This window comes from Paenibacillus sp. FSL H7-0350, from assembly GCF_038593195.1.
Lineage (GTDB): Bacteria > Bacillota > Bacilli > Paenibacillales > Paenibacillaceae > Paenibacillus_AQ.
Genome location: NZ_CP151972.1, coordinates 923,209 through 934,855, shown reverse-complemented (window position 1 = coordinate 934,855; position 11,647 = coordinate 923,209). Strand labels below are relative to the sequence as shown.

Sequence of the window (11,647 nt, the reverse complement as noted above, 5' to 3'; positions counted from 1 at the left end):
GATTTATCCTCAGTTTAGAGTAGTCGTATACCAATGTATTGTAGAAACGTGACCTTAATTTCGTTTTTCTGAACATGCTTAAAAAAGTCCCGCATTCCATTATGAACGCAGGACTTTGTGCTTGGACTTTGGGGGAACTGACTTTATCTAGCTGTTCGAGCTCATTCTTGATGATGCATAGCATTCCGATACTTGAGAGGAGTCAGCCCGGTTTCACTTTTGAACAAATTCTGAAAATAGCTCTGAGAAGAGAAGCAAAGATAGCTGCTGATCTCACTGAGCGGCTTGCCCGAAAAGGCCAGCAGACACTTGGATTCCTCGATTTTCTCACGGTTGATATAGTCGTTCAGGCTGACCCCCAGGTCGCGCTTAAAGATCCGGGAGAGATAGGAGACGCTGACACCTAGCTCGCGTGCCAGCTCCCGAACCAGAATGGCTGTGTTCATTCTTTTGCGAATCAGACGGATACAGCTCTCTGTTAATGAAGAGACATCTGCCGGATACTTATTCTCCTCCACTCTTTTGGCACAATCCAGCACCATCTGCTGCCTAAGAAGAGACAGCAGATCTAAGCGCGTCAGGCTTTCTGCCTGCTGAATGTACAGATCGCTGAGATGGTAGGCCATCTCCACATCCAGTCCGCCCTCGATAGCCGCCCGGGTTACAAGTGTTGCCGTGGAAATGAAAATATTCTTCTCCTGACGCAGCGCATCCTTCGACATTGTTCCTGCCCTAGCACGTACAGTATTCTCGAATAAGTCATTCAGCTTATCTGTAGAACCGCTTCGGACATAATATATGATCTGGCGCTCCAGATTGTAGGTGTCATGGACCGGAGGCTCTCCGTCAGCCTCATACAGCATCTCTGATAAATTAGAGCGAATGTCCGGTTCGAAGCGCTGGAACTTGTTGCCGGAGAGCAGCAGCGATTCGGCAGCGAGCCTTTTCTGGTTCAGTGCGAAATGAAGGAAGCAGAGCGCGCTCAAGAAATTCTCAAAGGTAATCACCGGGATACAGTTGATAAATGCAGTAAATTCTTCTGAATACTGCCGTGCAATCGCAGAGTTGATCATCGTTCGGGATAAGTGGCCCGCCGAGGGCTTCATGTGGAATCCGGGGCCAACGACGAACACCCCTCCTCCGTTCTCCTCCGATATTACACCGTAGAACATAATTTCGTCCGTCACACGGTAGTAAACTGCTTGCTGTTTTGGCAGGAGCTGCTGCTGCATCGGTACGGCAGGATCAATGAACGAAGGAACATCAGGCAGCATCCGTATAAGCGAATTACCAGTGTAGTAGCGAATCGGCAGACCGGTAAGATTATAGAAGGAATCCATTACAAAATGCACATTCTTCGAGAGCATGCCTTCTCCTCGTGTATGGTCACAGTTCCAGACTTTTAAGACAGTCATTCACCACTTTCTGGGAATAATAATACTGAAGCTTGCCGTATATGAATCCATATCTGTACGTCTCCACCGACATAATCAGAAAAATATACAATTTGTATAATTCAATTCGTCTTAAATCTTCGGAATCAAGCACTTTATTATCGTTTAGTCTGCCGGTATAGCTCTTCCAGAACCCCTGTTCCTCTCTAACATCTTTGAACAAAAGAAATGCGGGCGGAAAATCAGCGTACGGGTCCCCCCAAAAGGAGCGCTCAAAATCAATTATGGCTTCGATCTCATAGTCATTGCCGTTCGGAACCAGCATAATATTCCCCGGCCAAAGATCGAAGCTGACAAGACTAGGCGAAGTAACAGCTTCGAGCAAATGCTCCTGCTTACTAACTACCCTCTCAATGCGTTCATAAGGCAGTTTTACCTTCAGCCTCTCTCCGTCCGCAAGGATAGATTTCAGCATGTGACGATAGGCTTCCTTCCAGGAGGAGAACTGACATTCCGGTTTGTCCGTGAAATAGCCGAAGTAATTCCCTCTAATCTGGTGCAGCTGCGCAAAATAATCGCCTAACCTACTTTTTATGTTCTCCTTCTGAGTCTGGCTGAGCCTTTTTCTAAGACTGTGCATACTTTGACCCTTTAGCGCACTCATAAAGAAGTAATCGCTGGGGAGTAAGCTTCTGCTGAAATCAGAGCAAATTACACGTGGAGCCGGTATGGACGTTTCAGCGGATATTTTATGATATACTTCAACTTCCGTTTGCATGAGATGATGTTCATAAGAGAGCAGCACGGATTCAGGCGGCGATGATACTTTTAGAACAAACGGTTCCAGTCCAACCGTTCTTTCGATAAGATAGGCTGCGTTAAACATCCCGCCTTTTAACTCCTGAATAGAGCGCAGCTGACCTCCATCTTTAAAATTCACTTCAACCAGTTTAGCGATTTGCGTTTCAGACAATCTGAATTTTGTTGTACTCTTCATCGTCCCTCCACTTTTCCGCTGGTTGGCGTCAGTTCGCCTCTCCGGTGAAGTCAGATAGCTTCACAGTTGAACGTATAATATCCGCTTTCAAGCTTGTATTGCTCTCCATTCGGCATACTAAGGGTACATAGGGACGATACCGGCACTTCAATATGGATAGTAAACCTGTTATCCTGTATGCTCCACTCAGAAGATGCCCGTCCATAAGGGGTCTTAATACTGCCCTTGGCTGACGAAATTCCGCCTCCGAGGACGGGGGCAACCTTGAAGGTCCTATACCCTCCGCTGGTTGGCTCCATTCCAACCATTCGTCTGTATAACCAATCTCCCACTGCTCCATTAGCATAATGATTGAAGGAGACCATCCCTCCGCTGGATTCTTCATCCTTTTTGTTTCCGCTCAGATCACCTATATTTACTGTTCCATCCGGGCGTAGTGCATCCCAGCGTTCCCAGATGGTTGTTCCTCCAGCTTTCACTTCATACAGCCAGGACGGGCAGCCTTCCTGAAGCAGCAGCTCATATGCTTTATCGGGGTACCCATTATCCGATAGAGCGAATAATAGATAAGGGGTTCCTGTAAAACCAGTGGTCAGCTTATTGCCTGCCTCCCGGACAAGCCGGACAAGATTGTCCGCCATAACAGCCGTCTCTGTACCTTCTGTCATATTGAAATGAAGCGGAAGCACGTAGGCGGTCTGAAACTCTTTCTTTAGGTTGCCCCGGCTATCCGTAAAGACTTGGCGGTAAGCTTCATTAATCCTGGATCTTAGCTTCCGGTAATATGCTGCATCCTCTTCATAGCCAAGCAAGTCGGCGATCTGTGCGGCTAATCCGCAGGAGTTGGAGAAATAAGCTGTCCCCACCCACTTGCCCTTCTTAAGCCACTGCCTGGCCGTCTCGTCTGGTGCACACCAGTCTCCAAAGTGGAACGGAAAACGCCAGACGTGACGGCTGCTAGGTGTGAAGGAAAGAAATTCGGACCACCACTTCGCTGCTTTTAAAAATTTCTTAATCGTTGGATATTGCCGCTCCAAAAGCCGTTTGTCGCCACGGGCAAGGTATTCTGCCCAAGGTACAAGAATGCAGCTGTCGCCCCAAGCAGATGTAGCCATCCTTGGCCAATGGTCCCCTGCGCGGGGAATAACCATAGGAAGACCTCCACCTGGTGCTTGCTCCGCCCGCATATCTGCCAGCCATTTGTCCAGGAACCGGCTTAGATCAAAATTGTAGCAGGCAGTCCTGGCAAAAACGGCAAGATCACCGGTCCATCCCTGACGCTCATCACGCTGCGGGCAGTCTGTAGGAATATCAACAAAGTTAGATTTGCCGCCCCAGCGAATATTGCTGTGTAATTGATTAATTAGTTCATTGGAGCATTCAAATTCACCTATCTCTTCAAAATCGGAATGAAGCACCAGCGCAGATAATTGCAAGTCTTCCGCACTGATTCCCCGGACACCAACATAACGGAATCCCATATAGGTTAGACGTGGAGAGTAGGTTTGCGGACCCTCTTTACAGATATAGGTCGCTGTCGCTTTTGCAGTACGCAGCGATTTAACGAACAGCTCCCCCTCAACAAGTACCTCTGCATGACGAAAGATTATCTCCTGATTCTTTTTGCCAGACAGCTTGGCAGAGATGACTCCGGCAAAATTCTGACCGAAATCATAGATCACTTCACCGCCGGGTGAATGAGTACATGAAATCGGTTTCATCTCTTCCTGAGCACGGACCGGATCTCCGTACTGTGCCAATAATAGCGGACTATTACGTGGAGCTGTCAAGGTTGCCTGTTTCCAAGCGATTTGTCCCAAATCCACAGTAGCATCATAAGTCTCCCCGTCATACCATTCGGCCATCCGGTAATTACCCTCTTCGGAGACTTGCCAGGATTCATCAGTTACCACGATCTCATACGATCCGTCCGTATATTCGAGATGCAATTCGCACAGAAAGGCTTGCCGGTCTGCACTGATCTTGTTCTTACGGACGTAATTGAAGGAGCCGGCTGCCCAGCCCCCGGCTACGACAGCGATTAACATATTCTCAGACCCGATTAAGCCGCTAACGTCATACGTCTGATATTGTATTTGATGATCATAAGAGGTGAAGCCTGGAGCAAAATAGTCCGTCCCCACCTTGTCGCCATTCAACATCAGTTCGTAGACGCCGAGTGCCGTAGCATTAATCCAGGCACGGCGAACGGATTGCTTCGTTGTGAACGCACGCTTGAATGTCATTGGAACAGGTGACACTTTTTTGGGGAAATCATAACCTCCATCTGTAATCCACTTTCCCCGCCAAAGCATTCCCAAGCGTCCAGTTTCAAAAGAGGTTTCGGCAACAGCAATTTGTCCGCTTGAACCTGTTGCAGTGACATGGACATTATAGGTTGAGAAGGGTTCTAGTTCTCCGCTGTATAAATTATTGATTTGATCTGTGGTTTCATATTCCCAGTCCCCAATAGTTATCACTGCACTTAATAAGCTTTCGCTTTTCACATCGGAATCGAGCGCAAATGAAATATTAGGACTTCTGTCGGTAATACAGCCTTGTTCCATATTTTCTATCTTTAAATTTGTTATTCTAAGCACAATTGTGTTCCTCCCTGCGGTTTTCCTCCTTATTGTAATTCAGAAACAATTTTTGTATATTCCCGTCCATCCTCTTTGCCTTGAATAGGGTTCCACACTTGGGCGAAGAACGGTTCGCGTTTGGCACGTTCTTTGTAATTCCAGGTTTCGCGCTCACATTGCGGGCAGAAATGTCCTCCCTCCAAAATCAGCTTGGGGCTGGCATTAAAGGTATGGCCGAATGCACATTTGAAATCAAGCTTATCCGTCCAGTTCCCCGTCTCCATCTCTGCAGACAGGCATTCGCCACCGCGGAAGGCTGCCGCCCCTTTCATATCCTCAATATTTAACTCTGAGGCTGGCTTATTCTCATCGTAACCGTGGTCAAGCTTGATTACTTTATTCCAATCGGAGAATTTCTTCATTTCGGACAGCTTCTCCGGAATCGCCTCCCAGTTTGCCTTGCTTCCCCAATAAGCATCGATTTTCTCAAGATCATTATCCTCTATAAAACGTAGCGTTCCGCGTTCTTTCACAGCCTGCTTTTTCATTGTACGTTTAATCATAGCCCCCATGAATTTCTGCCCTCCCGGGAGCTTCGTGATGACCTTCGCTACGGGGACGAGTGCGCCAAGATTATCGAGGTAGCTCTGATAGAAGTATTCCATCGTATCCCGGCGGAAGTGGAAATAATCCTCCAGCTTGTCGGAATCCAAATAGTATTGTCCATGGAAATTCCGGGTGGCATACCATTTCGGATTGATGACATGATCCAGATTGGTAATGCCAAGCTTGCCGTACAGCACCTGGTACATCTCGAGTGTGCTCACTCTGCAGCTTTCGCCACCGCCAATGTTGTAAATATGCTGCCAGAATGCCTGATCAAGCTCACCGTCAATATCCTGGATGCACAGGTTACGCATTAATCGTCCTGAATCCCGGTCCGACACATACTCAAGCACATTCTCCAGACAGTTATGGAACATAATCGGGTCCTGAATCTTGCTCATCGCAGGTCCCATAATACCGGTCTGGCGGAGACTCACCCAATAGCTGAGCCCGGATTCAATCACCATACGCTCGGCAGCAATTTTAGAAACAGCATAATAATCGTACACACTTGGCTTCAGAGGATCGCCCACACGGCCCCAATGGATCGGCGGCATACGGTCACCTGTCTCAGCAATTGTACCAATGTTTACAAAGCGTGTTATCCCTGCCCGGCCGCTTTTCTTAATGGCGTCAACAATGTTTTGGGCTGAACCATAGTTAATCTGCATGGCCCGTTCGGGAAACTCATCAGCCGCAGGAGAAACAAAAGCAGCGATATGAAGAATAATGTCGGCATCCTTCACACATTCTTCCACCAGGCTGCGATCCAACAAATTACCATAGACTATTTTCACACTGTTCAGCCCTTCATATTGCTGAAGCTTCTCACGGCTGTTCGGATTGTCTAAATCGAAGAGCAGCAGCTCGCATTTCGCCAGATCGTTCATAAGCAGCTTTAAGGTCTCTCCACCCATATTGCCTGCTGCGCCTGTAATCATGATCCGTTTTTTCTTCATTATTGTTCACCTGCATCATTAGTTTATTGACAAGTCATTCGTCTACCTTCATACTACAGACACGGTGTCTATTTAACAACCATCAGTTGTTTTATGCTTTGATGTAATTTAGACATTTGAGATCACAGTGTCTATTTTTATAGAAATTTTATGGCTTGGAGATGATTTGACCATGAATCAACGGGAACGGTTAACCAAAATATTGTTGAAGCAGAGCTTGATCCGCTTGCTCAAAGAGAAGAATATAAGCCAAATCAGCGTTAAGGAATTGTGCACCTCAGCAGGAATCAACCGCTCCACGTTCTACTTACATTATGCCAATGCTTACGACCTGCTTGAACAAGTTGAACAGGAGATTATTAATAACACAAGTGCCTATCTGGATAAAATTGAAGCTGGAGACAGCGGTACTACCTATATCCTGGCATTTCTGGAGTACATTAAAAAGGATGAGGAGCTATTCACTGTCATGCTCCTCACCTCCAATGAAAACGTGTTATTTCCCAAACGCCTGCTGAATGAAATTCTCAAGAATATTGATAGCCAGCTTCAACTCAACGTACCTGAACGGTTGAAACGGTATACTTATTCCTACCTGGTCAATGGAAGCCTGGCGATCATTCAAGAATGGATACAAGAAGGATTTATCCTCTCCAGTCATGAACTGGCTGAGCTCATCTTCACTTTGGCTGACCAATCCTTAATGGCGATTATACCGGCAGAAGAGAACTGAGTTTCTTATTGATTGCTCTAAGCAGCATTACGCTCCAGCTCTTTCATTACTGATTCACCTTCAATGTCAAGGTTGGGCAAGATCCGGTCCAGCCATTTCGGCAGATACCATGCGGATTTACCCATTAGGGTCATAACAGCCGGAACGATGAGCAGTCTTACTACAAAGGCATCGAAGAGAATACCAAAGGCAAGTGCGAAGCCCATAGACTTGATAATCGGATCTTCGGCCAGCATGAAGCCGGTAAATACGGAGATCATAATCAGACCCGCTGCTGTTACTACACCGCCACTGTGCCCCATTCCCGCCAGCACGGCTTGTTTGGCATCCCCTGTATGTTTGAATTCTTCACGCATCCGGCTAACGAGGAAAACCTCATAATCCATCGCAAGGCCGAACAGAATGCCTACAACGATGATGGGAAGAAAGTTTAGAACCGGACCTGCACCATAGAAGCCAAAGACGCTGCCCAGATGACCATCCTGAACGACAAAGACTACAAATCCAAATGTTGCTGCAAGAGATAGAATAAAACCCAGCACCGCCTTCACTGGCACCAGCAGCGAACGGAATACGACCATCAGGAGTAGAAACGCCAGTCCGACGATGATGAGACAGAATTTAGGCAGCGCATCACTCAGATTCTGCGAAATCTCAAGATTAACGGCTGTGCCGCCTGTGACCATAAATTCCACATGGTTCTTCTCTAGAATATCAGGAGCCTGATCTCTGATTGCATCTATAAGCTTAGTCGTTTCCATATCATGCGGCCCCGTCGCCGGGATAATATTGATCAGTGCAACTTCTCCGGACGGTCCGGGAATAGCCGGTGATACCGTGCCTATATTGGGAATAGTCTCCAGTTCCTTTAACCCGCTTGATACATTGGTCATGAAATCTCCTTCACCTTCGGCAACGGCCAGAACAATGAGCGGACTGTGATAGCCTTCGCCGTACCCTTCCGAGAGCAGGTCATAAGCCCGGCGCTCCGTTTTTTCCGTTGATTTCAGCCCGTCGTCGGAACTCCCCAACTGCAGATGTGAGAACGGTAAGGCAATTACACCCAGCAAGATCATTCCTAGAATAACTATCGTCCAAGGCTTACTTGTTACAAAATGCCCCAGACGGTTACTTTTTGCGTTCATCCGTTTACGAGGCTTCAGCCACTTGTTTCCGCTTGAAGCAGTGACCTTGCTCCCCACCGCGCTGAGCACAGCAGGAACCAGGATGATCGAGGTCAGCATGGCTAACAATACACAGAATGCACCAGCCAGCCCCATAGCTGTCAGAAACGGAATGTTCACGACGGCCAGACCGGCCAGTCCGATGATCACCGTTATGGCTGCGAAGACTACGGAGCTGCCTGCTGTAGCATTTGCGATCGCTATTGATTCCCGGTTGCTATAGCCCGCGGCCAATTGTTGACGGAACCTGGAGACAATAAAGAGCGCGTAGTCTATGCCCACCGCCAGCCCAAGCATAGCGGCGAGCGCCATGGAGGTTGAGGGAATATCCAGCATATTGGAGCCAATTATTACACCAAGCAAGCCAATCCCGAGGCCTACCACTGCAGTTGCAATTGGCAATACTCCGAGCAGGAAGGAACTGAAGGTGATAGACAGAACCAGAAAAGCGATGAGTACACCGATGACTTCTGACGGACCCATGATTTTCATCTGGACGTAAGCAGACCCCGTCAGTTCAGCTTGCCAGTCTGAGAAGTGCAAGTTTTCAGCTACAGCTGTGATATGTTCTCTGGAAGCTTCTGTGACTTCACCAGCAGGTGTTTTGTAGGTGATGTCCATGTAGGCTATCGTCTTGTCCGTATTTAGCGACCGGTTATCATAAGGTCCGGCTACAGACTTCACTTGCGGATCTTCCATAATCTCTTTTTGTGTTTTCTGAATGACGGTCTGAGAGGCTTCTGAGGACAAGGTTTGACCTTGTGGTGCTTTCATGACGAACCGGGTTTGTCCCCCATCTTCCTGTGGTCCGGCGAATTCTTTGTTTAACAGATCAATCGCTGCTTGGGATTTCAGCCCTGGAATAGATGTGTTGTTACTGAACGCTGGCCCCAAGCTTAGCGCAAGTATTGCAAATGCCACTAAAACTGCAAATCCTCCATACATAACAGCTTTCGCATTGCTTGCTGACCAATGACCTAAACGGTATAAATATTTTGCCATTTCGTGTCCTCCCGACATCCTATTGTTGTGTATTCTCTATGTATTTAGTGTATAGGAAAAGCTTAAAGGGCGAATCGTACCAAGGGGAAGGTGTGGACATGTACTTTTGGGAAGTAACAAACAGCAAAAAAAGACACTATCCCGGCATATCCCAGGGTGGGAATAGCTAGATAATGTCGAGTGACTAGATATGAAGAATGCCCTGTTCTATGGCAGTAGCTACGGCCTGGGCACGTGATTCTACTCCAAGCTTACTGTAGATATTGGTCAAATGCGACTTAATTGTCCGCTCCGTAACGCCCATATCAAAGGCAATTTCTTTACTCTTAAATCCCCGGGCCACAAGCTGCAAAATGAGCAGTTCCTTATCCGTAAGGTTAACGGGTTCTGTATCCCTTGCCCCGGCAATTTTTGACCGTTCCTTTGCCGCGAATACTTTAGCTAGGATATCAGCCTGTAACAGGGTACTTCCCCGGATTACCGATTCAATGGTCCGGAATAATTCGTCCCGGCTTGTATCTTTGAGCAAATACCCTTTGGCCCCCAGGGCCAGCGCATTGATCATTAATCCATCCTCATTGTAGGTTGTCAAGATAATGACAGGAATCTCAGAATGTCTCGCTTTTAAGGCTTGTAGCGTCTCCTCCCCGCTCATTACCGGCATATTCAGGTCGAGAAGAACTACATCGGGTGACAGTTCATCGATTAAACGGAGAGCGGCCTGTCCATTTTCTGCCTCTCCTGCAATCTCAAAACGGTCATCTGTCTCCAAAATCATTTTTAATCCTTCTCGGACCACCATGTGATCATCTACAATAAGTATTTTATATGAGTTCATTTCCCTTCCCCTTCATGGATTGGAACTTCAATTTGGATGTGTGTCCCGGTTGGACGACTCTTAATGTCCAAGTTCCCTCCGATTAACCGTACGCGTTCTTGCATGCCCAATATGCCATAGTGTCCCGTTTTTTGTCCGATTAGGTTGGTGTCAAACCCAGCACCATTATCTCTGACCTCCAGGTGGAGGATACCTGGCCTTTCACTTACATTTACCCATACGCTATCCGCTTTAGCGTGCTTGGTTATATTCATCAAGCATTCACTGATGATCTGTAAGCTATGCTCTTTTATCGTTCCCGGCAAAAGAGAGACAATCTCAATTTGACTGTGAATATGGATGCCTGTCGCCAGGGTAAATCTGCGTATTTCATTGCCGACCGACTCCTCAAATTCAATGTTAGCCGCCGACTTCACTCTGAGGTTGTCTATCGCCAGCCGGGCTTCCGCCAATATTCTCCTGGCCTGTCCCATGGATATCTGAAGGAATTCCTGGGATCTGGAGGTATTTCCATTAGTAAGGTGAGCATTAACCGCTTCAAGCTGCATAATAATTCCCGCTACCCCCTGTGCCAGGGTATCATGCAGATCACGCGCAAGACGTTGACGTTCATTGGCGAGTGTCAATTCTTCCACTTTTTTATGAGCCTTTTCAAGATCTCTCAGAAACGTTTGTGTGCGGATTCGGGCATGGACCTGTTGGAAAAATAATGACGCATATGCAACTACTAGAATCAGCATTAATGAAAATAACGGCATTATAAGATAAAGGTCATAATGATTGCCCAAATATAACATGGTGTAAAAGAAGATAACCAAACAGTATAGTGCAACAAGTGAAATTTTTCGTTTTTGATAGTAGATCCCAATGCTTTGACCAATAAGAACAGGAAGCAGGCCAATAAGAATAGCCGGAGAACTATATGGCATTAATAAAGCGCATGTTAAAATCAGCAGTCCTTGAACTAAAAAGAAGATCCATACTTTAGTTTTGGGGATTTTGTACAAATTCCAATGAAGATAAAGATGGACTATATAGCATAAGGTGAAAATAAGAGTATTTACCCAGTTTAACCCGTATACCACTTGAAGGATCACTGAAGCTGCGTAGACTAATGAAACCCAGAGTAAAACAGGAAACCGGGCAACGATGATTTCATCATTTATTTCGTTTTGAAGGTTTTTATCATTCTTAAACATATTCAGGATATTCATACCCTTCCGCTTTCAATTATTGAAGTCATTGTATTCATCCTCCCCTGCTACATACGATTGTACTACAGTCATACAGTTGTTGAATCGTACAAAAGGGAGGTTTACCCTGTACGAAAGGGAACTTTGAGAATGTATACA

8 protein-coding genes are annotated in these 11,647 nt (G+C 46.7%); 1 reads left to right on the top strand and 7 read right to left on the bottom strand.

What is annotated here, in order from left to right; all coding sequences use genetic code 11:
* Positions 1-161: 161 nt before the first annotated feature.
* From NYE24_RS04295 to NYE24_RS04280, 4 genes are all read right to left on the bottom strand, one after another.
* Positions 162-1,367, bottom strand: a complete 1,206-nt coding sequence (locus tag NYE24_RS04295) for a helix-turn-helix domain-containing protein (protein ID WP_342478143.1) — start codon at positions 1,365-1,367, stop codon at positions 162-164.
* A gap of 19 nt (positions 1,368-1,386) precedes the next feature.
* A complete protein-coding gene (locus NYE24_RS04290; protein WP_342478142.1) occupies positions 1,387-2,391 on the bottom strand; it encodes an aminoglycoside phosphotransferase family protein in 1,005 nt (334 codons plus the stop codon).
* Between the two features lie 50 nt (positions 2,392-2,441).
* Positions 2,442-4,637 carry a family 78 glycoside hydrolase catalytic domain gene (locus NYE24_RS04285; RefSeq protein ID WP_342478141.1) on the bottom strand — a complete coding sequence of 732 codons (2,196 nt, stop codon included), beginning with the start codon at positions 4,635-4,637 and terminating at the stop codon, positions 2,442-2,444.
* Positions 4,638-5,020: 383 nt separating this feature from the next.
* Positions 5,021-6,538: an NAD(P)-dependent oxidoreductase gene (locus tag NYE24_RS04280; protein WP_036701445.1), complete on the bottom strand. Its 1,518-nt coding sequence runs from the start codon at positions 6,536-6,538 to the stop codon at positions 5,021-5,023.
* A 127-nt stretch (positions 6,539-6,665) separates the two neighbouring features.
* Between NYE24_RS04280 and NYE24_RS04275 the strand changes: the two genes are divergently transcribed.
* Positions 6,666-7,271 carry a TetR/AcrR family transcriptional regulator C-terminal domain-containing protein gene (locus tag NYE24_RS04275; protein ID WP_342478140.1) on the top strand — a complete coding sequence of 202 codons (606 nt, stop codon included), beginning with the start codon at positions 6,666-6,668 and terminating at the stop codon, positions 7,269-7,271.
* Positions 7,272-7,288: 17 nt separating this feature from the next.
* Here the strand turns inward: NYE24_RS04275 and NYE24_RS04270 are convergent, their stop codons facing one another.
* From NYE24_RS04270 to NYE24_RS04260, 3 genes are all read right to left on the bottom strand, one after another.
* Positions 7,289-9,376, bottom strand: coding sequence for an MMPL family transporter (locus tag NYE24_RS04270; protein WP_342478139.1), 2,088 nt, complete (start codon positions 9,374-9,376; stop codon positions 7,289-7,291).
* Positions 9,377-9,641: 265 nt separating this feature from the next.
* The gene (locus NYE24_RS04265; protein ID WP_342478138.1) at positions 9,642-10,295 is read right to left on the bottom strand and encodes a response regulator transcription factor; all 654 of its coding nucleotides are present in this window, start codon (positions 10,293-10,295) and stop codon (positions 9,642-9,644) included.
* Complete coding sequence (locus NYE24_RS04260) at positions 10,292-11,509, bottom strand: sensor histidine kinase (RefSeq protein ID WP_342478137.1); 1,218 nt, start codon at positions 11,507-11,509, stop codon at positions 10,292-10,294. Before NYE24_RS04260 ends, NYE24_RS04265 begins: the two co-directional genes overlap by 4 nt.
* Positions 11,510-11,647: the final 138 nt, after the last annotated feature.

Coding starts and splice junctions, on each gene's coding strand:
- NYE24_RS04265 (WP_342478138.1), bottom strand. CDS start 10,295: ATGAACTCATATAAAATACTTATTGTAGATGATCACATGGTGGTCCGA.
- NYE24_RS04295 (WP_342478143.1), bottom strand. CDS start 1,367: ATGCTCTCGAAGAATGTGCATTTTGTAATGGATTCCTTCTATAATCTT.
- NYE24_RS04280 (WP_036701445.1), bottom strand. CDS start 6,538: ATGAAGAAAAAACGGATCATGATTACAGGCGCAGCAGGCAATATGGGT.
- NYE24_RS04285 (WP_342478141.1), bottom strand. CDS start 4,637: ATGACATTCAAGCGTGCGTTCACAACGAAGCAATCCGTTCGCCGTGCC.
- NYE24_RS04290 (WP_342478142.1), bottom strand. CDS start 2,391: ATGAAGAGTACAACAAAATTCAGATTGTCTGAAACGCAAATCGCTAAA.
- NYE24_RS04260 (WP_342478137.1), bottom strand. CDS start 11,509: ATGAATATCCTGAATATGTTTAAGAATGATAAAAACCTTCAAAACGAA.